General features: G+C 67.6%; 21 protein-coding genes and 1 pseudogene. 12 read left to right on the forward strand and 10 right to left on the reverse strand.

Annotated features, from left to right (window positions below; translation table 11 throughout):
• Positions 1 to 124: 124 nt before the first annotated feature.
• Entirely contained in the window at positions 125 to 925 is an 801-nt protein-coding gene (locus tag ABIA71_RS12730) for a dienelactone hydrolase family protein (protein ID WP_354285537.1), read from the reverse strand.
• Between the two features lie 281 nt (positions 926 to 1,206).
• Between ABIA71_RS12730 and ABIA71_RS12735 the strand changes: the two genes are divergently transcribed.
• Positions 1,207 to 1,806 carry an SMI1/KNR4 family protein gene (locus ABIA71_RS12735; RefSeq protein WP_354285539.1) on the forward strand — a complete coding sequence of 200 codons (600 nt, stop codon included), beginning with the start codon at positions 1,207 to 1,209 and terminating at the stop codon, positions 1,804 to 1,806.
• 56 nt (positions 1,807 to 1,862) lie between these two features.
• Here ABIA71_RS12735 and murD read toward each other — a convergent pair whose 3' ends face one another.
• From murD to ABIA71_RS12750, 3 genes are all read right to left on the reverse strand, one after another.
• Positions 1,863 to 3,272, reverse strand: a complete 1,410-nt coding sequence (murD, locus tag ABIA71_RS12740) for a UDP-N-acetylmuramoyl-L-alanine--D-glutamate ligase (RefSeq protein WP_354285541.1) — start codon at positions 3,270 to 3,272, stop codon at positions 1,863 to 1,865.
• A complete protein-coding gene (gene murL, locus ABIA71_RS12745) occupies positions 3,253 to 4,605 on the reverse strand; it encodes a UDP-N-acetyl-alpha-D-muramoyl-L-alanyl-L-glutamate epimerase (protein ID WP_354285543.1) in 1,353 nt (450 codons plus the stop codon). The genes murD and murL overlap by 20 nt, the downstream gene beginning before the upstream one ends.
• A gap of 70 nt (positions 4,606 to 4,675) precedes the next feature.
• On the reverse strand, positions 4,676 to 7,279 hold the full coding sequence (locus ABIA71_RS12750) for a bifunctional aspartate kinase/diaminopimelate decarboxylase (RefSeq protein ID WP_128098242.1): 2,604 nt from the start codon (positions 7,277 to 7,279) through the stop codon (positions 4,676 to 4,678).
• A 178-nt stretch (positions 7,280 to 7,457) separates the two neighbouring features.
• Between ABIA71_RS12750 and ABIA71_RS12755 the strand changes: the two genes are divergently transcribed.
• Complete coding sequence (locus tag ABIA71_RS12755) at positions 7,458 to 8,333, forward strand: PhzF family phenazine biosynthesis protein (RefSeq protein WP_354285545.1); 876 nt, start codon at positions 7,458 to 7,460, stop codon at positions 8,331 to 8,333.
• Between the two features lie 83 nt (positions 8,334 to 8,416).
• Here ABIA71_RS12755 and ABIA71_RS12760 read toward each other — a convergent pair whose 3' ends face one another.
• Positions 8,417 to 8,848, reverse strand: coding sequence for an OsmC family protein (locus ABIA71_RS12760; protein WP_128095581.1), 432 nt, complete (start codon positions 8,846 to 8,848; stop codon positions 8,417 to 8,419).
• A 376-nt stretch (positions 8,849 to 9,224) separates the two neighbouring features.
• On the opposite strand from ABIA71_RS12760, the gene ABIA71_RS12765 reads away from it, so the two are divergent.
• From ABIA71_RS12765 to ABIA71_RS12780, 4 genes are all read left to right on the forward strand, one after another.
• Positions 9,225 to 9,623 (forward strand): HU family DNA-binding protein, encoded by a 399-nt coding sequence (locus ABIA71_RS12765; protein ID WP_038689886.1) that lies wholly within the window; start codon positions 9,225 to 9,227, stop codon positions 9,621 to 9,623.
• A 583-nt stretch (positions 9,624 to 10,206) separates the two neighbouring features.
• Positions 10,207 to 10,515, forward strand: a complete 309-nt coding sequence (locus ABIA71_RS12770) for a DUF3861 family protein (RefSeq protein WP_354285547.1) — start codon at positions 10,207 to 10,209, stop codon at positions 10,513 to 10,515.
• Between the two features lie 48 nt (positions 10,516 to 10,563).
• Complete coding sequence (locus tag ABIA71_RS12775; RefSeq protein ID WP_354285549.1) at positions 10,564 to 11,115, forward strand: hypothetical protein; 552 nt, start codon at positions 10,564 to 10,566, stop codon at positions 11,113 to 11,115.
• A 99-nt stretch (positions 11,116 to 11,214) separates the two neighbouring features.
• Entirely contained in the window at positions 11,215 to 11,811 is a 597-nt protein-coding gene (locus tag ABIA71_RS12780) for a DUF1439 domain-containing protein (RefSeq protein ID WP_354285550.1), read from the forward strand.
• A 54-nt stretch (positions 11,812 to 11,865) separates the two neighbouring features.
• Here ABIA71_RS12780 and ABIA71_RS12785 read toward each other — a convergent pair whose 3' ends face one another.
• Together ABIA71_RS12785 and ABIA71_RS12790 are read right to left on the reverse strand one after the other, a co-directional pair.
• Positions 11,866 to 12,408: a type 1 glutamine amidotransferase domain-containing protein gene (locus ABIA71_RS12785; RefSeq protein WP_354285552.1), complete on the reverse strand. Its 543-nt coding sequence runs from the start codon at positions 12,406 to 12,408 to the stop codon at positions 11,866 to 11,868.
• 123 nt (positions 12,409 to 12,531) lie between these two features.
• Positions 12,532 to 12,999: an SET domain-containing protein gene (locus tag ABIA71_RS12790; RefSeq protein WP_128095586.1), complete on the reverse strand. Its 468-nt coding sequence runs from the start codon at positions 12,997 to 12,999 to the stop codon at positions 12,532 to 12,534.
• Between the two features lie 175 nt (positions 13,000 to 13,174).
• Between ABIA71_RS12790 and ABIA71_RS12795 the strand changes: the two genes are divergently transcribed.
• From ABIA71_RS12795 to ABIA71_RS12815, 5 genes are all read left to right on the forward strand, one after another.
• Entirely contained in the window at positions 13,175 to 13,627 is a 453-nt protein-coding gene (locus ABIA71_RS12795) for an SUF system Fe-S cluster assembly regulator (protein WP_038689897.1), read from the forward strand.
• Between the two features lie 16 nt (positions 13,628 to 13,643).
• The gene (sufB, locus tag ABIA71_RS12800) at positions 13,644 to 15,119 is read left to right on the forward strand and encodes a Fe-S cluster assembly protein SufB (RefSeq protein WP_128095585.1); all 1,476 of its coding nucleotides are present in this window, start codon (positions 13,644 to 13,646) and stop codon (positions 15,117 to 15,119) included.
• A 66-nt stretch (positions 15,120 to 15,185) separates the two neighbouring features.
• A complete protein-coding gene (gene sufC, locus ABIA71_RS12805) occupies positions 15,186 to 15,950 on the forward strand; it encodes a Fe-S cluster assembly ATPase SufC (RefSeq protein ID WP_354285555.1) in 765 nt (254 codons plus the stop codon).
• A complete protein-coding gene (gene sufD, locus ABIA71_RS12810; protein ID WP_354285556.1) occupies positions 15,950 to 17,212 on the forward strand; it encodes a Fe-S cluster assembly protein SufD in 1,263 nt (420 codons plus the stop codon). The genes sufC and sufD overlap by 1 nt, the downstream gene beginning before the upstream one ends.
• Entirely contained in the window at positions 17,209 to 18,465 is a 1,257-nt protein-coding gene (locus ABIA71_RS12815) for a cysteine desulfurase (protein WP_354285558.1), read from the forward strand. Before sufD ends, ABIA71_RS12815 begins: the two co-directional genes overlap by 4 nt.
• A gap of 72 nt (positions 18,466 to 18,537) precedes the next feature.
• On the opposite strand, the gene ABIA71_RS12820 is transcribed toward ABIA71_RS12815, so the two are convergent.
• Positions 18,538 to 18,948: a hypothetical protein gene (locus tag ABIA71_RS12820; RefSeq protein WP_354285560.1), complete on the reverse strand. Its 411-nt coding sequence runs from the start codon at positions 18,946 to 18,948 to the stop codon at positions 18,538 to 18,540.
• A 222-nt stretch (positions 18,949 to 19,170) separates the two neighbouring features.
• On the opposite strand from ABIA71_RS12820, the gene ABIA71_RS12825 reads away from it, so the two are divergent.
• The gene (locus ABIA71_RS12825; RefSeq protein ID WP_354285562.1) at positions 19,171 to 19,821 is read left to right on the forward strand and encodes an energy transducer TonB; all 651 of its coding nucleotides are present in this window, start codon (positions 19,171 to 19,173) and stop codon (positions 19,819 to 19,821) included.
• A 68-nt stretch (positions 19,822 to 19,889) separates the two neighbouring features.
• Here the strand turns inward: ABIA71_RS12825 and ABIA71_RS12835 are convergent.
• A pseudogene (locus ABIA71_RS12835) lies at positions 19,890 to 20,647 on the reverse strand (RHS repeat-associated core domain-containing protein); the annotation flags it as partial.
• 182 nt (positions 20,648 to 20,829) lie between these two features.
• The gene (locus tag ABIA71_RS12840) at positions 20,830 to 21,237 is read right to left on the reverse strand and encodes a hypothetical protein (RefSeq protein WP_354285567.1); all 408 of its coding nucleotides are present in this window, start codon (positions 21,235 to 21,237) and stop codon (positions 20,830 to 20,832) included.
• Positions 21,238 to 21,249 lie beyond the last annotated feature (12 nt).

Below are 21,249 nucleotides of genomic sequence, written 5' to 3' on the forward strand. Positions count from 1 at the left end.
AGGGCCTGCCGGCCCACGGTCCCAGGGGTAGAGCCGACCGTTGGTCGGCTGCTCTTCGTCCCGGCGTCGCGATCACCGATAAATGCACCGCGCCCTGCGCGGTGCAGCCGACCAACGGTCGGCGCTACCGGCGTCGTGTCTCGAACCGCTCCTCGAAGAACTCGTCCAGCGCCTTCCAGGCGCGCTTGGCGGCGCGTTCGTTGTACAGGCACCCCGGCGGGCTGTTGGCGTCGGCTTCGGCGAAGCAATGCACCGCGCCGCTGTAGTTGGTGAATTCCCAGTCGACCTTGGCGGCGTTCATTTCCTGCTCGAAGCTGGCGATGTCGTCCTTGCTCACGCCCTTGTCATCGGCGCCATTGAGCACCAGCACCGAGGGATGGGTGCCACCGGCCTTGGCCGGCAACGGTGAGCCCAGCCCGCCGTGCAGGCTGACCACGCCGGCCAGCGGTGCGCCGGCCCGCGCCATTTCCAGCACGGTGGTGCCACCGAAACAGAAGCCGACCGCGCCGATCCGCGACGCATCCAGCGGCGCCTTGCCGGCCTGGGCCTTGAGCACGTCGATGGCCTTCAACGCGCGCGCCCGCAGCACCGGGCGCTCGTTGCGCAGCTTGGTCGCCACCGGCCCTGCCTCGGCGTCGGTCTTCGGGCGCACGCCCTTGCCGTACACATCGGCCACCAGCACCACGTAGTCGTCGCCGGCCAACTGCTTGGCCTTGGCGATGGCCGAGTCATTGACGCCCTTCCAGTTCGGCACCATCACCAGCCCGGGGCGTTTGTCGCTGTCGCCGTCGTCATAGACCAGCACGCCACTGAAGGTGCTGCCGTCCAGCTGCCATTCCACCGGCTGGGTCTTCATTGCCGCCATCGACGGCAGCGCCACCATCCCCAACAGCACCGCCGCTCCCCATCGCCATTGCCTGACCATGCGCCTGCTCCTCCGGATAAGAACCCCGAGTGTAGGACGACCAGGCGAACACCCCGTGTAGAGCGGGGCTCTGCCCCGCTGCACACACCCCGTAGAGCGGGGCTCTGCCCCGCTGCGCACACCCCGTAGAGCGGGGCTCTGCCCCGCTGCACACGCCCCGTAGAGCGGGGCTCTGCCCCGCTGCCGTTCCCCCCCCCTTCGGAATCCAAAGCAGCGAGGCAGAGCCCCGCGCTACGAAAATCTGGCACCCTTGTCGGCCGCTTCTGCACGGCTGCTGCGCCATGACGCTTGTCGATCGATTCCTCACCGGCCTGGTGCCCCGCCTGCCCGACGACGAAGTCGCCATGTGGGCCTGGACTGAAGGGGCCAGTGCTGCCGATCGGCAGCGCCTGCGCGCCCGTTGGCCGCAGGTGCCCGACAGCCTGGTAGACCTGCTGGGCCGTATCGATGGCACGCATTACCGCGCCTACCCCGGCGGTGAGGTCTGCGTGCCGATGCTCGGCTCGGACCTGGGCAGCTACCCGTATTACCTGCGGTCGATCGAACAGATCTTCGAAGACACCGCCCAATGGGACAGCTGGGGCGAGAGCATCCGCTCGATCTACGAAGAATGGCTGGAGGAGGACGCCGACATCCTGGGCGCGGGCATCGACGCCGACCTGCCGATGGGCCAGCGCCTGTGCTTCGCGCACTGCGTCAACAATGGCGGCACCTCGATGCTGTACCTGGATTTCGATCCCGCGCCCGGCGGCATTGCCGGCCAGGTGGTGCGCTACCTGCATGATCCGGACAGCTATGTGGTGATCGCGCCGAATTTCGATGCGTACCTGCAGCAGTTGATCGAGGGCGAGTACCTGTTCATGGGGGACCAGGACGGGTGATGCATTGAGGCCCGGCGGGATGGGCAAGCGCGACGGCAGCCGACCAACGGTCGGCTCTACGCGATGCCGATGCCGGCGATGGCCGTGATCGCCTCCGGGTCGAACCCGGCCAGTGCGGCGAAATGGCGGCCGCGTGCCACGTAGTCGCGGTACACCCCGTAACTGGGCGCGCCCGGCGACATCAACACCACCCCGCCCTGCCCGCCCAGTGCGGTGCGGGCCAGTTGCATCGCCTCGGCCAGGTCAGCCGCCGCATGCAGCCCGAAGCGGCCGGCATCGGCCAGCGGTTGCAGCAATGCATGGATGCGCGGGCCGTTGGCCCCCATCGTGATGATCTCCACTGGCGGCACGTCGTGGGCCATGTGCTGCACGAAGTCGTGCCAGTCCAGTCCGCGGTCATGCCCGCCCACCAGCAGCGCGATGCGCTGCCCGGCGAAACAGTCCAGCGCGGCCAGGCTGGCGTGCGGGGTGGTGCTGATGGAATCGTTGACGTAGGTCAGGCCATCACGCGTACCCACGGTCTGCAGGCGATTGGGCAGCGGGCGGAAGTCCTGCACGGCCGGTGCCAGCGCCGCCGCGTCCAGCCCCAGCGCCTCCAGCGCGGCCAGCACCGCGCACAGGTTGCCGCGGTTGTGGCGCCCGGGCAGGGGCGTGTTGGCGGTATCGAATACCGCGCGTTCGCCGCGATAGACCACCTCGCCCCGCATGTGCCAGCCCTGCGGCTGGTTGAACCACACCAGCTGGCTGTTCGGCAGCGACAACGCGGCCAGATGCGGATCGGCGGCATTGAGCACGGCGATGCGCGGCTGCGCTTCGGTCACCAGGCGCAGCTTGTCGGCGATGTAGCGCGCTTCACTGCCGTGCCAGTCCAGGTGTTCGGGAAACAGGTTCAGCACGATCGCCACCTGCGGGTGCGCGCCACTGCGCGCGACCTCGCCGGTCTGATAGCTGGACAACTCCACCGCCCAGTACTGCGGCGCCGGCTGCGGGTCCAGCACTTCCAGCAACGGCAGGCCGATATTGCCCACCAGCGCGGTGCGCGCGCCGGACGCGCGCAGCAGGTGCGCCAGCAGCGAGGTGGTGGTGCTCTTGCCCTTGGTGCCGGTCACGCACACGGTGTCCTGCACGGTACCATCGGCCGCGGCGTGCTCGGCAAACCACAGCGAGGTGCCGCCGATGAACTGCGTGCCCGCCGCCGTGGCGTGCAGGGCCGCCTCGCCATACGGGCTGATGCCCGGCGATTTGATCACCACCTCGAACGCGGCCAATGCCTCCCCGCTCACGTCCGACCGCACGGTCAACGCGCCGGCGGTTTCCGCGCGCGCGGCCGCCGCCTCGGCCTCGGGGCAGAACAGGGTCAGCGGCAGCGACGGCAGCCGCTGCTGCAGCACGCCGAAGGCGGCGCGCCCTTCCCGTCCCCACCCCCACAACGCAACGCGCTTGCCCTCAAGCTGCGAAATTCGCACGCAGGCGCTCCCAGATCGGCGCCGGGATGCGGTGCTCGCCTTCCAGCACCAGCAACGGCGCGATGCCCAGCTCGGTGCTGTCCAGCTGCGGCTGGATCTCGCTGACGAAACGCTTCACCAGCGCATCTTCGGCCCACTCCGGGCGCGCCGCCAGGGTGGCCATCGCCGCGCGCGATTCGCGGCCTTCGCCCACGCATTCGAACGGCTTGTGGTCCTGGAATTCCAGCAGCGCGTCGAAGCCGCCGGCCTGCTCCGGATCGTCCAGCAGGTTGCGGCCGAAGATCGCCACCAAGCGGGTCTTGGGCATGAACGGAGCCAGCGCCAGGAACACGAAGTGGCACTTCGGGCAGACCCCGCACCAGCGGTTCACCGGGCGCTCGCCCAGGATGTGGAAGTTGCGGTTGCAGCTGGAGAAGTGTGCGTCGTAGACATCGCTCTTGGCGAACTGCCGCGCTACCGCCAGTTCCGACAGCGGGCGCAGCAGCGAGTAGTAATGCAGGTCGGCGGCCACGTGCTGCTCCAGGTATTCCCCGAACGCCTGCTCGAAGGCCCAGCCCTTGGACCACTGGTGGTTCACCTCGCCGGTGCCGGGAATCTGGCTGCCGTAGCTGGCCGAGCGCTCGTTGGAGAACACTACCTGGTCCACGCCCTGCAGCAGCGCGGCCAGCACCATGATCGCCGAGTTCACCGCGGTCACCGGGATATGCCCGTTCCATGCGCCCTGGCGGTTCAATTCGAACAGTTCCGGGGCCAGCGCGCGGCCGATGTTCAGGGTAGGCAGGCCGGTGCGTTCGGCGCAGGCGCGGATCAACTGCGAACCGCCGATCCAGGTGACGGTCTCGGCAATGCCCAGCCCGCGCAGGGCTTCAATGCTGACCAGCGAATCCTTGCCGCCGCCAATGGCCACCAGCGCGTGTTCGCGCAGGCCCACCGCCGGGGCGCTGAACGCCTCGCCGTCCACGGGCAGGCGGAAGCGCCCACGCAGGTTCAGGCCGTTGCGGTAGGCGAACTCGCCCAGGCCGTTGAGGTAGATCTCCTCCACCAGCGCCGCGGTGGCCGCATCGATGCGGTAGCTGTCGATGCGGACCTGGTCGGGCACGCCGGCCTTGTAGTAGCTCACGCCGGCAATCAGGTGCAGCAGGCGCAGGGCGCGCTGCACCGCCTCGGCACGCGCGCCGTCCAGCGCGAACGGGGCGCCGGGAATGGTGACCGTCTCGGTCAGCTCGGGGCCGTCGTCGAAGGCATAGACCAGCTGCGCCACGCCGGTATCCGCGGCGAAATCGCAGCGGACGAAGCGGAAAACGGCAACCTGGTGTTTATCGAAAGCAGTCATGGTGTATCCGGTTCAGAGGGCGGCCGTGCGTGTGCACGGCGCGTCTTCAAGGGTGGGCGGCAGGCGGCGGTCAAGGACCGTCATCGATGACGTCCTCGCGCGGCAGCTCGCGCTGGTTGTAGGTGTTGGCCATGACGTAACCGTAGGCACCGGCATCGGCGATCAGCATCACATCGTCCGGCGCGGTCGAGACCGGCAGCTTGCGGCGCTTGCCGAACACATCGCTGGACTCGCAGATCGGGCCGACCACGTCGAACGCGGCCTCGGCGTAGCCGCCGAGCCGGCTCAGGTTCTCGATGTCGTGCCAGGCGTCATACAGAGCCGGGCGCATCAACGTGTTCATGCCGGCATCCAGGCCCACGCGGCGCACGCCGTCCTTTTCGATCACCTGGGTGGCCGTGGCCAGCAGCACGCCCGATTCGGCCACCAGGTAGCGGCCCGGTTCGATCGCCAGCCGGAACGCCGGGTGCACGGCCTTGACCTCGGCCAGGCCGACGGCCCAGGCGTCCAGGTCGAACGGTTCGTCGTCGGCGCTGTAGGGAATGGGCAGGCCACCGCCGATGTCGATGGTTTCCACGCTGCCGATGCGCCGCGCGAAACCGGCCAGCTCATCGCACATCAAGCGCCAGTGCTGCGCGGTTTCCACGCCACTGCCCAGGTGCGCATGCAGGCCCACCACGCGGGTGCCCAGCTCGGTGGCCAGGCGCACGAACTCGTCCACCCGGGCGATCGGCAGGCCGAACTTGGAGTCCTTGCCGCCGGTACGGACCTTGGCGTGGTGGCCTTCGCCACGGCCCAGGTCCACGCGCAGCCACAACTCGCGGTTGCGGAACAGGTCCGGCCAACGCTGCAGCGCTTCCACGTTGTCCACGGTAACGGTGACACCCAGCGCGAACGCGGCGTCGTACTCGGCGCGCGGGGCGAAGCTGGGGGTGAACAGCACGCGCCGCGGCGACAGCGTGGGCAACGTGTTGAACACGTGCTTGAGCTCGCCGTGCGACACGCACTCCAGGCCGAAGCCCTCCTGCTCCAGTACCTCCAGGATGGCCGGGTGCGAGTTGGCCTTGATCGCGTAGTAACGCTGGTCGATGGCCTTGATCGCGGTCAGCGCGCGTGCACGCGCACGCACCGTGGGCAGGTTGTACACGTAGCGCGGCGTACCGGCCTGGGCGAGCGTCAGCAGGTGCGCGCGCTGGCCCCGCCACCAGGCGGTTTCGCGCGGGCGCACGGTGCCGGCGATCTCGCGCCAGCGCGGGCCGAACACTTCGCCCTCTTCCACCGGCATCGCACCGCTGTCGATCAGCTCGGCGTGCAGAATCGGCAACAGGCCGTCGGCGTCGGCTTCATCGATGACGAAGGTCAGGTTGAGGTCGTTGGACGACTGCGAAATCATGTGCACGCGCTCGCGCCCGAACGTGGCCCACACGTCCGACAGCTTGTGCAGCAGCGAGCGCATGCCACGCCCGACCAGGGTGATCGCCGCGCACGGCACGATGATCTTGACCTTGCAGATCTGCGACAGGTCGGCCGACAGCGCAGCCAGCACGTCGGTGTTGACCAGGTTCTCGGAGGGGTCCAGCGACACGGTGACGTTGGTTTCGGCCGAACCGATCAGGTCCACCGACAGCCCGTGCTTCTTGAACAGCCCGAACACGTCGGCCAGGAAGCCCACCTGCTGCCACATGCCAATGCCTTCCATGGACACCAGCACGATGCCGTTGCGGCGGCTGATCGCCTTCACCCCCGGCACCGGCGCGGCATTGCCGTCGATGCTGGTGCCCGGCAGTTCCGGGCGCTCGGTGTCCAGGATGGCCATCGGCACGCCGGCGTCGCGGCACGGCTTGATCGAGCGCGGGTGCAGCACCTTGGCGCCGGTGGTGGCGATTTCCTGCGCTTCGTAATAGTCCAGGCGGGTCAGCAGGCGCGCATCAGGCACGTCGCGCGGGTTGGCGCTGAACATGCCCGGCACGTCGGTCCAGATTTCCACGCGGCTGGCGCCCAGCAGCGCGCCGAAATACGCCGCCGAGGTGTCCGAGCCGCCGCGGCCGAGAATGGCGGTGCCGCCATCGGCGTGCCGGGAGATGAAGCCCTGAGTGATCAGCATGCGCGTGGGCTGGGCGCGGAAACGCGCGGCCCAGTCGGCATCGGCGCGCCACTGGCAGTTCACCGACAGCCGCTGCGACCAGTCGCTCTGGTTGGGCTGCGGCGGCAGCGCATCCAGCCACTGCCGCGCGTCCATCCAGCCGAAATCCAGGCCGCTGGCATGCAGGTACGCCGCGCCCACGGTGGAAGACAGCAGCTCGCCCTGGCCCAGCACGTCGGCCTGCCAGTCCAGCGGGCGGCTGGCCGCGCGCGGGTCATCGAGCAGCCCGGACAAGCCGGCCAGGCGTTCATCCAGCGCGGTGGCGTCCAGCCCCAGCTCGACCAGGAACTCGCGGTGGCGGGCCACCAGCGCGTCCACGCGGGCACGGCTGTCGGCGGCACCGTCGGCAATGGCGGTCAGTTCGTTGGTGACCCCGGACAACGCCGACACCACCACCAGCACGCGCGCGCCGGTCTCTTCCGCACGTTTTTTCGCCAGCTTCCCGATCGTGTCCCAGCGGTGACGACGCGACACGGAGGTGCCGCCGAACTTCAGTACGATCCAACGATCGACAAGGGGGGAAGCTGACATGGAAGTAAAGAGGGTTTCGTAGTGAGGGGGGATTCGCCCGGCACACCGGCCGAACTCCCGATTCTATGCCAAGCCCGGCCCCGGCAGGGCCTGCGCGGGCACCTGGGCCGCGCCGACGCCGGGCCCGGGGCCGTCCCGGATTGGTAAGCTGCCCGACCGTTTCACAGACCCTGACGCCATGACTTCCCGCCGTTTCCTGCAGTTGGACGTGTTTTCCCCCTACCCCGGCGCCGGCAACCCCCTGGCGGTGGTGCTGGACGCCGAAGGCCTGGACGAGGCCGCGATGCAGGCCATCGCCCGCTGGACCCGTCTGCCGGAGACCACCTTCGTGTTCGCACCGGAGGCGCCCGGCAGCAGCTACCGCCTGCGCATGTTCAGCCCACAGAAGGAAGTGCCCTTCGCCGGCCACCCCAGCGTAGGCACCGCGCATGCGGTGCTGGAGGAAGCCGTGGCGGTGCCGGTGGACGGGGTGCTGGTCCAGGACGGTATCGCCGGCACCCTGCCCTTGCAGGTGGACGGCACGGGCGCGGCCCGCACCATCGCCATCCGCACCCCGCGCGCCAGCGTGGCCGAGGTGGCGCAGCCGGGCGATCCGCGCCTGCAGGCCGCACTGGCCGGCTGGTCGCTGGGCGCATTGCCGCCGGCACGCATGGCCGGTGGGCGCAGCTGGTGGGTGGTGGAACTGCGTGATGAGGCCACGCTGCGTGCGCTGCGGCCGGACTGGGACGCGATCGCCGCACTGGCCGAGCGTACCGACAGCATGGGCGTGTTCGCCTATGCGCGCAGCACGGGCGAGTCGTGGGACCTGGCGGTGCGGGCGTTCGTGGGCAATGGCCGTCGCTTCGAGGACGCCGCCTCGGGGGCCGCCAATGCAGTACTGGCCGCGTGGCTGGACAACCGCAATGCGCTACCCGGCAACGGGCGCCGCTACGTGGTGAGCCAGGGCCGCGAAGTGGGCCACGATGCGCGGCTCAGCCTGCATATCGATGCCGACGGCGATGTGTGGTCGGGCGGCCAGGTGCAGACGGTGATCCGCGGCACCCTGGACTGGTAGAACCGGCCGCGGCGTACCCCGCAGGTACCGCCGCGCTGCGGGTGCCGACCATTGGCCGGCACCCCTGAAGCAGCCGCAGGGCGTTACGCCAGCTCGGCTTCCAGGCTGATCGGCACTGCGCTCAGCGCCTTGGACACCGGGCAGTTCTGCTTGGCGTCATCGGCGATCGCCCGGAACTGGGTGGCGTCGATGTTGGGCACCACGGCCTTTACCTTCAAGGTGATCTGCGAGAGCTGCGGACCGCCTTCCATGGAAAGATCCACCTTGGCTTCGGTATCCAGCGAGGTCGGCACGAACCCGGCCTCGGTGAGCTTGGCCGACAGCGCCATGGTGAAGCAGCCGGCGTGCGCGGCGGCGATCAGTTCTTCGGGATTGGTGCCCTTCTCATCGCCAAAGCGGCTGCTGAAGGCATAGCGGGTCTTGTCCAGCAGGCCGCTCTGCGGCGTGCTCAATTGTCCCTTGCCTGTCTTGAGGTCACCTTCCCAGTGCGCGGTGGCGTGACGCGAAATACCCATCGGTGTGTCTCCTGCGGATGAATGGCAGGACCAGCATGGACGAGGCGGCGTTAGCACGGCGTCGGTCCGGCGCCCACGCCCATCGCGGGTGCTCAGCGGGGCCCGGTCGCCGTGCCGCATGGCGGCGGGAAAACCGCTGTTTTCAAGGGGTTTGGGGCAATCCGACGGGTATCCCGTTGCTCCTGGCCGAGGCCACCGGGCCGATCGCCCGCCCTGTTTTTCGGGCATGTGCTGATGCACTGCAGTAACCGGCAGGCAGGAAATCGCGAACTTTTATGCGATTGCCTATTGGCGGCGCCGCCTGGTTGGCCTACATTTCGCTTGCCGACCGGGTTCGGCGCGACCAAACAACCAACCGTTCACGGAACAGGAAACCATGGCAAAGACCGCTAAGAAGGCTGCCCCGAAGAAGGCAGTAAAGAAAGTCGCTACCAAGGCAGCCGCCAAGCCGGCCGCTCCCAAGCCGATCAAGGACGTACTGAGCAAGTCTGGTCTGGTTGCACACATCGTTGAAACGTCCGGCGTTGTCGCCAAGGACGTGCGCGCCGTGCTCGCCTCGCTGGAAGGCGCCGTCGCCGCTTCGGTGCACAAGAAGGGCGCGGGCAGCTTCACCCTGCCGGGCCTGCTGAAGATCACCACCGTCAGCGTTGCGGCCAAGCCGAAGCGCAAGGGGATCAATCCGTTCACCAAGGAAGAGCAGTGGTTCGCCGCCAAGCCGGCTTCCACCAAGCTGAAGGTGCGTCCGCTCAAGAAGCTCAAGGACGCTGCGCTGTAACCAGCGCGTTTCCTGCAGCACCCGGACGGGACGGCCTTGGCCGTCCCGTTCTTTTTTGATTCCTTCGTTTGGCAACGCATCAGGTCAGATGCCGCCAGAACCTGAGCAGCGACAGCGTGGCTGTACCAGTGTGGGCAGGTACGGGCGGACAGGCGGGACACGCCGCAAGTACGTCCCTGTAGGCTCCGCCACCGCATCCCTGCGGTGGAGGGTCCCGCCCATCCTCCCGCACCTGCCCTTGGACACGCTATCGGTGCACACGGAAACGCCGAGCCTTCACTGCGGCTGAAAACACGCCTCAGTGCGGCTCGCCCGCCGCGGTACGGCCAGGCGACGGCATCGGCTTTTTGCGTCCCCTGACGCAGGGAGACGCAGGCAGTTCCTGGCCCACAACGCAGCGAAACACAGCGTTGCCCGTGGGTGCAAAACACCCGCCAGCGCGCGCAAACGCTGCGGCCACGGCCATCTCCGGCTGCCTGCACCGGCGTGGAACGCACATGGTGGAACACTGCGTGCGGCCGCGCCCGTCGCCGCCGGCAACGGGCACGCCTATGGTGGGTTCGTCCCCCCAACGCCAGCCGCCATGACCAGCCCCTCCCAGCGCTACCGCATTACCGTCACCCCGATCGAGAAGGACGGGTTGCAGTGCAGCGGACGCTGCACGATCGAACTGGAACACCGCGCCCAGCAGGACTGGATGCGCCTGCTGGAAATCGCACGCCGCCAGACCGGCCTGAGCGGTGACGAGCGTGCCGCCGCCATCGTGGCCACCCAGCTGCTGCACGACCTGGCGCGCCGCCACGCGCAGGACCCGAACCACCCGCTGACCGGGCTGCAGCCGCAGCTGGGCGAGGTGCTGCAGGCGCTCGAGGCGATCCAGCAGGCCCCCTGACCACCGCAACAGGCCGCTACACTCTGCCCTCGCCCGGGGAGAGTCCACATGCGTCGTGCCGTGATCCTGTTGCCGCTGCTCCTGCTGGGCGGATGTTCCTGCCAGCGCCATAGTGATGACAGCAGTACACCCCCCGCGCCACCGGCCGCCGATGCACCTGCCGTGGCCGCCACCGACGACACCCCGGCCACCGCACTGGCGGCGGCCCCGGTGGCGGCGCTGAGCGCCGTCGCCGCCGGCGCCGATGATGAGAGCACCGTCGTGCGCGACTACGTCAATGCGCTGATGCGGGGCGACCGTGCCACCGCCGACGCGTTCTGGAGCGGCGGGCAGCCGGCCTCGCGCGCCGACGACGCGGTGCTGCGCCGCCTGGCCGATCACCCCGAACAGGCCGACGTGCGTTCACTGCGCATGGACAGCGAGCTGCCCATCGCCCGCGACGAAGCCCAGCCCTCGCGGCTGCGCGACGTGCCGGTGCGGATCCGCGTGGTCACCGGCGAGCGTACGTTGCGGTTCCAGGGCTGGTACCGGCTGCAGCCACGTGCCGACGGCAGCGGCTGGGAAATCCACGGCGCGTCGCTGCAGCCGGTACTGGACTGACCGCCCGGCAACGACGGCGCCACGACGGCGCCGCGTCCAAGCTGGATTCAGCCGGAAGCGCTATCGTTGGCGTCTCTTCCTTCGTCACGGCCCGCTCCCATGAACGCACGCCCGCTGTTGTCCCGCCTCGCCGCATGCACCGTGCTGATCGCCGCCGCGGTCGGTGCGCAGGCCGCGCCGAGTGTGTCCGGCCGCCAGTTGTCGGTGGGCGCCAGTGACGTGCAGCAGTACCTGGACGGCAGTTTCCCGCGCACCCAGGATGCACTTGGCGGGCTGATCGCCATGACCATGAGCCACCCGCAGTTGGCGTTGCCGCAGGGCAACCGCCTGGACCTGGGGTTTGATATCGCCATGGCCACTGCCGGCAGCGCGCCGGCCGCGCTGGGCAAGGTGAAGTTGAGCAGTGGCCTGCGCTACGACGCCCAGACCCAGGGCTTCCACCTGGACCAGCCGACGGTGGACGACTTCACCCCGGCCAACAACGGCGGCCGCCTGGATTCGCGCACGCGCAGCCTGCTCAATGCCTGGCTGACCGACTATGCGCGGCGCGAACCGATCTACAAGATCGACCCCACCGTGGCCAGCGTGCTTGGTGCGTTGCAGGTGCAGTCGGCCCAGGTGGAGAACGGCCAGCTGGTGGTGACCTTCAACCAGGACCTGGGCAAGCTGGTCCCGGCGGGCATGCTGGGCAAATGATGCAAGGGCGTACCGGCCGTTGGTCGGTACGCCCCAATTCGGTATCCGCGAGGGTCAACCGGCCAACGCCTTGGCCACCGCGTCGGCGAACGCGGGAATGTCGTCCGGCTTGCGGCTGGTGATCAGGTTGCCGTCCACCACCACTTCTTCGTCGCGCCACTTCGCGCCTGCGTTGCTCAGATCGGTTTTCAGCGACGGCCACGACGTCACCGCGCGGCCCTTGGCCAGCCCCGATTCCACCAACAGCCACGGCCCATGGCAGATCGCCGCGACCGGCTTGCCCGACGCGCCAAATGCCTTGATGAAGTCCACGGCCTGCGCGTCGATGCGCAGCTTGTCGGGGTTGATCACCCCACCCGGCAGCACCAGCGCGTGGTACGCATCCGGTTTGGCCGCCGTCAGCGCCTGATCCACAGGCACCGATTCGCCCCAGTCCTTGCCCTTCCAGCCGCGGATCTGGCTGGCATCGCCCGGTGCGATCACCGTGACCGTGGCGCCCCACTCTTCCAGCAGGCGCTTGGGCTCCTGCAGCTCGGACTGTTCAAAACCATCGGTGGCCAGAATCGCCACCTGCTTGCCGCTGAGTGCGTGTGCCATGCAAAGGCTCCGGTAGAAAGGAGCTTTCAGTCTGCCGCGCCGCACATTGGGCAACAGTGACCAGCATGTGCAGGGCGCGTGGGCAGTGCCGGCAGCCACCGGCACCCCGTGTGCGCCGCCGGATCAGCGCTTGGGCTGCAGCATCGTCCCGGTGCACTTCTTCGACCCGCAGCGGCACTCCCAGATCTTCTTCAGGCGCGCGGTGTGGCGCTCGGCCAGGGTGATGCCGTAGTTGTAGGTCAGCTCGTCGCCTGGCTTGATGTCCTTGATCGCCTCGATGAACACCTTGTCGTCGCGGCGGTTGTCGCCCTCGGCTTCCTCGATCACCGCCTCGCAGTTCGGGTCGCAGCTGTGGTTCAACCAGCGCGCGTCGTTGCCCTTGTAGTTGGCATCGATGACGTAATCGTCGTTCAGGGTGAACAGGAAGGTGTGTCCGCTCTCGACATCCCCGGTATCATCGGCATCCACATCGGCGTGGCTGCGCAGCAACCCCTTGTACTGGATGACCCGTTCGCCCTGCTTGATCGGCGCCAGCGCGAATACGCCGTTGCCGTGGATGGAGGACTTGCGGGCTTGGATCTTCTTGGGCATGTGGCTGGCCGTTGCGGAAGGTAGGCAACGATTCTCGCTTAATCTTTGTGATTGCCAAAGCCACGCGATGCCCAGCCCCTGCAGCGTCCCCCGGGATCGCCCCTGAACGGGGTGGGTTGGATGCCCGCAGAGAAAAGCGTACAATTTCAGTCCGCTTTACGATTTCACCCTCCCCATGCTCCGCGTCACCAAACTCACCGATTACGCCACCGTCGTGCTGACCGTGCTCGCCGCCCGCCCGGGCGAAGTGCTCAGTGCGACCGAACTGGCCGAGTTCGCCAGCCTTGAACCGCCCACCGTCAGCAAACTGCTCAAGCCGCTGGCCCAGGCCGGGCTGGTCGAAGGCCTGCGCGGCGTGCGCGGCGGTTACCGCCTGACCCGCCCGGCCGAGCAGATCACCCTGTTCGAGATCGTGGAAGCCATGGAGGGCCCGCTGGGCCTGACCGAGTGCGCCCACGAGCACAGCCAGTGCGGGCGTGAGATGCAGTGCGGCGCCCGCAGCAGCTGGCGGCTGATCAACGACGTGGTGTCTGAAGCACTGCGCGCGGTCAGCCTGGCGCAGATTCTGCCCCCTCTTCCCCTTGTTGATGCTTCGCGCCGCGTGATCGCGGCCGATGTCGTCTCCTGATCCACAGGCAGCCCCCATGGCCACCGATATCCTCGACACCGTCGCCACCGGCGATACCCCCAACCGCGAGATCCACGAGCAGCTTGGCCGCAAGTATTCGGCCGGCTTCATCACCGATATCGAATCGGACTCGCTCCCGCCCGGCCTGGACGAGGACACCATCCGTGCCCTGTCGGCCAAGAAGGACGAGCCGGAATGGATGACGCAATGGCGCCTGGACGCCTACCGCCACTTCCTGACCATGCCGATGCCGAACTGGGCCAAGCTGCAGATCGCCCCGATCGACCTGCAGTCGCTGAGCTACTACTCCGCGCCGAAGGGCCCGAAGTACGCCTCGCTGGACGACGTGCCCAAGGAACTGCTGGACACCTACGACAAGCTGGGCGTGCCGCTGCATGAGCGCGCCAAGCTGGCCGGCGTGGCCGTGGATGCGGTGTTCGACTCGGTATCGGTGGGCACCACCTTCCGCAAGGAACTGGCCGAAAAGGGCGTGATCTTCTGCTCGATGTCCGAAGCCATCAAGGAGCACCCGGAGCTGGTCAAGCAGTACCTGGGCACCGTGGTGCCGGTCGGCGACAACTACTTTGCCGCGTTGAATTCGGCGGTGTTCTCCGACGGCAGCTTCGTGTTCATCCCCAAGGGCGTGCGTTGCCCGATGGAACTGAGCACCTACTTCCGCATCAACGCCGGCCACACCGGCCAGTTCGAGCGCACCCTGATCATCTGCGAGGACAAGGCGTACGTGTCCTACCTGGAAGGCTGCACCGCGCCGATGCGCGATGAGAACCAGCTGCACGCCGCGGTGGTCGAGCTGGTGGCGCTGGAGGATGCCGAGATCAAGTACTCCACGGTGCAGAACTGGTACCCGGGCGACGAGAACGGCGTGGGCGGCATCTACAACTTCGTCACCAAGCGTGCCGAATGCCGTGGCGCGCGCAGCAAGGTCACCTGGACCCAGGTGGAAACCGGCTCGGCGATCACCTGGAAGTACCCGTCCTGCGTGCTGCTGGGCGACGACTCGGTGGGCGAGTTCCACTCGGTGGCGCTGACCCATCATCGCCAGCAGGCCGACACCGGCACCAAGATGATCCACATCGGCAAGCGCACCAAGAGCAAGATCGTCAGCAAGGGCATCAGTGCCGGGCGTGGCCAGAACACCTACCGTGGCCTGGTCAAGGTGGACCGCAACGCCGACGGCGCGCGCAACTACACCCAGTGCGACTCGCTGCTGATCGGCAAGACCTCCGGCGCGCACACCTTCCCGTACATCGAGGTCAAGAACCCGAGTGCGACGGTGGAGCACGAGGCCACCACCTCCAAGATCTCCGACGACCAGCTGTTCTATTGCCGCGCCCGCGGCATCGACCAGGAAAACGCGGTGTCGATGATCGTCGACGGCTTCTGCAAGCAGGTCTTCCGCGAGCTGCCCATGGAGTTCGCGGTGGAAGCCAAGAAGCTGCTGGAAGTGTCGCTGGAAGGGTCTGTGGGTTAACCCGACCGCCGCCGTCGTTTGAATTTTTCAGCCACGCATGGCGTGGCTCTACACCGGATTCGTATCATGCTGAAGATCGACAACCTCCACGCCCGCATCGGCGACAAGGAAATCCTCAAGGGCCTCTCCCTGGACGTGAAGCCCGGCCAGGTGCACGCCATCATGGGCCCCAACGGCGCCGGCAAGTCCACCCTGGGCAACGTGCTGGCCGGCCGCGACGGCTATGACGTGAGCGAAGGCACTGTGCAGTTCGAAGGCCGCGACCTGCTCGAGCTGGCGCCGGAAGAACGCGCCGCCGCCGGCCTGTTCCTGGCCTTCCAGTACCCGGTGGAAATCCCCGGCGTCAACAACACCTACTTCCTGCGCGCCGCGCTCAACGCCCAGCGCAAGGCGCGCGGCGAGGACGAACTGGATTCGATGCAGTTCCTCAAGCTGGTGCGCCAGAAGCTGGCCGTGCTGCACCTGAAGGACGAACTGCTGCACCGGGGCGTCAACGAAGGCTTCTCCGGTGGCGAGAAGAAGCGCAACGAGATTTTCCAGCTGGCCGTGCTTGAACCCAAGCTGGCGATCCTGGATGAAACCGATTCGGGCCTGGACATCGACGCGCTCAAGAGCGTGGCCGACGGCGTCAACGCGCTGCGCTCGCCGGACCGCTCCTTCATCGTGATCACCCACTACCAGCGCCTGCTCGACTACATCAAGCCGGACGTGGTGCACGTGCTGGCCGACGGCAAGATCGTGCAGAGCGGCGGCCCGGAACTGGCCCTGGAACTGGAAGCCCACGGCTACCACTTCCTGAAGGACCGCGTGGTGCCGGAGGCAGCGGTCTGATGAGCGCCCTGCTCGATTCCCTTGCCAGCGGCTTCTGCGGCAACGACGCGCGCCGCGCCGAACTGGACGCCGCCCTGCAGGCCGGCCTGCCCGGCCCGCGTACCGAAGCCTGGAAGTACACCTCGCTGCGCCAGCTGGAACGCCGCAGCTTCCACCCGGCGCCGCTGGCCGCGACCGATGTCGATGCCGCGCTGCTGGCCGACATTCCGTCGCCGCGCCTGGTGTTCGTCAACGGCCGCCCCTCCGAAGCGCTGAGCGATGTGGCCGCGCTGCCGGCCGGCATCCAGCTGCAGACCCTGTCCTCGGCGCTGGCCGCCGGCGACGAAGCCCTGCGCTTTCTCGGCCGCCGTTTCGAGCGTGGCGACGAAGTGTTCGCACGCCTCAACGCCGCCCTCGCCGATGAAGGCGTGGTGGTGCGCGTGGACGACGGCGCACAGGTCGAACAGCCGCTGCAGCTGGTCTTCATCAGCGTGGCCGGCGACACCGACCTGGCCTGGCACCACCGCCACCTGATCGAACTGCGGGCCGGCGCCGCGCTCGGCGTGGTCGAACATCACCTGCACGTGGGCGAAGCCGCGCACCTGGGCAACACCCTGGTGCACGTGCACCTGGCCCAGGACGCCGTGCTCTCGCACGCCCGCGTGCAGGCCGACAGCGGGCGCGCCACCACCCTGCTGCGCACCGACGCCGTACTCGCCCGCAACGCGCAGTACCGTCGCATCGACCTCGAACTGGGCGCCGCATTGAGCCGCCACGAGCTCAACGTGCGCCTGGAGGGCGACAACGCCCAGCTCACCGCCAACGGCGTGTTGCTGGGCAATGGCCGCCGCCACGTGGATACCCGCCTGGGCATCGAGCACATCGCGCGCGACACCAGCTCGCAGATGCTGTGGCGTGGCGTGGCGGCCAACCGCAGCCGCGTGGTGTTCCATGGCGGCATCCACATCCGCGCCGGCGCCGATGGCACCGATGCCAACCTGTCCAACAAGAACCTGCTGCTGTCGGCCGATGCCGAGATCGATACCCAGCCCACGCTGGTGATCGACGCCGACGAAGTGAAGGCCGCCCACGGTGCCACCGTCGGCCAGCTCGATGCCAACGCCCTGTTCTACCTGCGCTCGCGCGGGTTGGCCGCCGACCAGGCCCAGCAGCTGCTCAGCGCGGCGTTCTGCCACGAACCGCTGAACGCACTGGACGCCCGCCTGACCGAACAGCTGCGCCGCCAGCTCGACATCGCACTGGCCCAGGCAGGCGTGGCATGAACCTCTCCACCGCGCGCCCGGCCCCCGATACCGCGGTGGCCCCGGACTGGGACCGCGTCCGCCTGGACTTCCCGCTGTTGATGCGCGAAGTGCACGGCAAGCCGCTGGTGTACTTCGACAATGCCAACACCGGCCAGAAGCCGGTGCAGGTCATTGGCGCGGTGGATGAGTTCTACCGCCGCTACAACGCCAACGTGAGCCGCGCGGTACATGCGCTGGGCACCGAGGCCACCGATGCCTACGAAGGCGCGCGCAGCAAGCTGGCGCGCTTCCTCAACGTGCGCGCCAGCGAACTGGTGCTGTGCAGCGGCACCACCTTTGCGCTCAACCTGGTGGCCTATTCGTGGGCCTTGCCGCGGTTGAAGGCCGGCGATGTGATCCTGGTGTCGCGCATGGAGCACCATGCCAACATCGTGCCGTGGCAGCTGGTGGCCGAGCGTACCGGCGCCACGATCCGCGTAGCCGAGATCACCCCCGACGGCGCGCTCGACCTGGACGCCCTGCGCCGTGCGATGACCGCCGAGGTCAAGCTGCTCGCCGTGGCGCACGTGTCCAACGTGCTGGGCACGGTCAACCCGGTCCGCGAGATCTGCCGGGAAGCGCGCAAGCGCGGCATCATCACCGTGGTCGACGGCTCGCAGGCCGTACCGCACCGCAAGGTGGACGTGGCCGCGATCGGCTGCGACTTCTATGCCATCACCGGCCACAAGATGTGCGGCCCCACCGGCACGGGCGCACTGTGGGCACGTCGCGAGCACCTCGAGGCGATGCCGCCGTTCATCGGGGGCGGCGAGATGATCAAGGAAGTGAGCTTCGAGGGCACCGTGTTCAACGATGCCCCGCACAAGTTCGAAGCCGGCACCCCGAACATCGCCGGTTTCATCGGCCTGGGCGTGGCGGTGGACTACCTCGAATCGCTCGGCTTGGACCACGTGGAAACGCGCGAAACCGAGCTGCTGGCGCACTTCAACGAAGAGCTGGGCAAGATCGACGGCCTGCGCATCTTCGGCACCACGCCGGACAAGGCGGCGGTGGTCTCGTTCCTGATCGAAGGCGCCCACTCGCACGACCTGGCCACCCTGCTGGACCTGGAAGGCGTGGCGGTGCGGTCGGGCCAGCATTGCGCGCACCCGCTGCTGCAGTACTACGGGGTGGCGGCAACCTGCCGTGCGTCGCTGGCGTTCTACAACACGCACGACGAGATCGAGCGCTTCATCACCGCGTTGAACAAGGTGCGCAAGCTGCTGGGCTGACATCACCCCCAACGCTGGGTACCCGGAACGCCGCGAGAGATCGCGGCGTTCTGCGTTCCGGCGGTCCCGCCGCTAGCGGCATACCGGCCGGGTGCCGTCGCCGCCACGCCGCGTCACCGTCACCAAGGTCTCCCGATCACCACCGGAGGACGCCTGCGAGCCCGCCAGGTGGGTCACCTGCAGGGCCGCCCCCTGCCGGCGTACCACCATCACCACAGTGCCGTCGCTGGCGTACAGGTACACCGCCGCACCGCGCGTGCCCATGACCAGACGCTCCGGCGCCAAGCCGGCGCCTTCGTAATGCCGTAGCCGGGCGTGTCCCGGGTCGGCCGCGCCGGGAAAGAACAGCTCGATACCCAACAGGTCGCCACTTTCCGGGTGCACGCAGACATTGCCGTAGGTCCCGGCCAGATCCAGCCCCTTGTCGACCGGGGCACCTGCACCCTGCACTGCCAGTACCACGGCCATCAGCACCCCCGACACGTCCATTCCTGCCCCCTGGTGGCCCAACGCGATCGGGGCAGCGTAGCCCAACGCGCCACCGGCGGCCCGACAATGCGATAATGCGAACACTTCTCATTTGCGCACTTGGCGATGCCGTCCCCTCTCCTTTGCACGGGCCAGCCGCCCGTCGGTCTGCCGTGGTCGCCCCGCCCGCCTGCGTTCGTCGAACGTCATGCGCGTGTCCTCGCGGCCGGCATCACGGTGCTGGCCCATGTCGGCCTCTTCGTGGCCCTGCTCTGGACGCAGGCCTATTCGGCGGCTGACCTGCCGCCACCGCCGGCCGAGCGGACCCAGCTGATCCTGCTGCCGCCGCGTGCGCCGGAAGTCCCGCTGGAAGAGATCGTCGCCCCCACCCCCAGCAGTGCCGCCGCAGTGCTCAAGCAGAAACCCGAACCGCCGCGCCCGTTGCCGCAGACACCGCCGCGCGCCACCGCCAACTGGGTCATTCCCCCGCCCACGCCACCGCAGCCCACGCCCGATTCCCCCGCGCCCCAGCAGCAGGAAGCCTCGGTCGCCGCCGCACCGCCCAGCCCTCCGCTACCCGCCGGCCCCAGCGAAGCCACGCCCGGTCGCGACAGCTGGGAGGGCCGGGTAATGGCGCGCCTCGAGCGCTTCCGGCGTTACCCCAACGCCGCGCGCGCGCGTCGCCAGGAAGGCATCGCCCAACTGCGGGTCAGCGTGGGCCGCGACGGCAGCCTGCTGGCGCTCTCGCTGGAAGCCACCTCCGGCTTCCCGTTGCTGGACCAGGCCGCGTTGGAGACCTTCCGCCGCGCCGCGCCGCTGCCCAAGGTGCCGGAGGACCGCCCGGCACCGGTGGAACTGTCGTTCCCGGTGGAGTTTTTCATGCGGTGAGAGGAGCCATCCATTCCTGCCATCTGTTTACGGCTGGAGCGAAAGGCCACATGTCATTCACCAAGAAAGGGGCGACCTTCCACGTTGCCGTATGTCGATATTCCGCCAGACAGACCAATCGGATCACTCCGCGAATACCGCCCGACCGCCGGGTCGTAATCCCATTGGTAGTTGTGAAACATCCCACCAGTGTCCGTGGCCTCTTGCCCCGGGAAGCGCAGCGCCACCTCGAAGGCAGCCCCGTCCCCATCCGCGTCCATATTCGGCAACTGGTTCCCAAACGCCTCACCTTTGCTGCTCCACTCCCATATCGCCATCACGCGCCGCGTCAATCACCACGCGCGGGGTGCCGGGTGATCGGGCTGCACGTGGCAAGTTCGGGTACGCCGGAGCTTGACGGGCTGATCAAGGCAATCGGGTGGTTGTCCAGCCAGATTGACTGCTGCTGCGGCTGGCCGGTGGCCCTGTAGCTGCCGATCCACTGCCCGGATTCGTCGTACAAGGTGAGCTGTGCATCGCCGGATGCCGGTGCGCGCAGCACGCGCTCGCAACGGTGGTTGTAGCCGTAGCTTTCCATCATCGCCCCGCCCTGCTTGATCGCGCCCATGCGGTTGGCGGCATTGCGGACGAACTCGCGGCGGTCGATTCCGACCGTGTTGCCGGCTGAATCGTGGTTGCGTGCTCCGCCATCCACGGCGGGCAGGCGGTGGCTGTCCACTGGATAGGTGTAGCTGACGGTGCCCACCGCCGTAGTCAGCGCGGTGCAATTGCCGCCGGCGTTGTCACCCGCATCCTTGAGCGAGGTCTGCTGGCCCAGATTGTTGTAGACGCGGCCAGCGTCCGGCGAAGGGCGCCGCCGGTGTCCTCCTCCAAGGCGGTTGCTGGCGCTGTCCACCGTTTGTTGGTCGCTGCTGCCCGAATTTCCAAACCCGAATCGATTTGATCAGCGACGGCCATTCCTGGATTTCCGCCCGCAACCAACTATAACGCGATGGGCAAGAGACCAAGTTAGTTCTCCCACAAACTCGATTGATTAACAATCCAGACACCCGACCTCTTTCGCAAGAGAGCATCTCCGTTCTTTCCAGTTGGAGGGAAACCAACCTCTACGAAAGCAGCATCCTCATCAATGTACATTTTTTCTATATATATGAACATGGACTTTCTATCAAAATTTGACGAAGACCTGACAAAATTGATATTAAAATTCTCTTCTTTGCAAATTTTCGCACTGCGAGGCATTGAATCCCAAAGAACGGTTATTTCCGCAGAGTTGAAGTGGTCACCGGCATACTTATTGAAATCGGGGTTTGCAGCCAACGCCTTGATAACTTCGATGGCGTCAGAGCTGCACTTTTCAGGCGAGTCCGCACCGTTCATCCGGGAGCACCCAGCCAGTACGGTTACCAGCAGCATCAATGTTACCAC

Source organism: Stenotrophomonas sp. 2619, from assembly GCF_040548725.1.
Classification (GTDB): Bacteria; Pseudomonadota; Gammaproteobacteria; order Xanthomonadales; family Xanthomonadaceae; genus Stenotrophomonas; species Stenotrophomonas maltophilia_AP.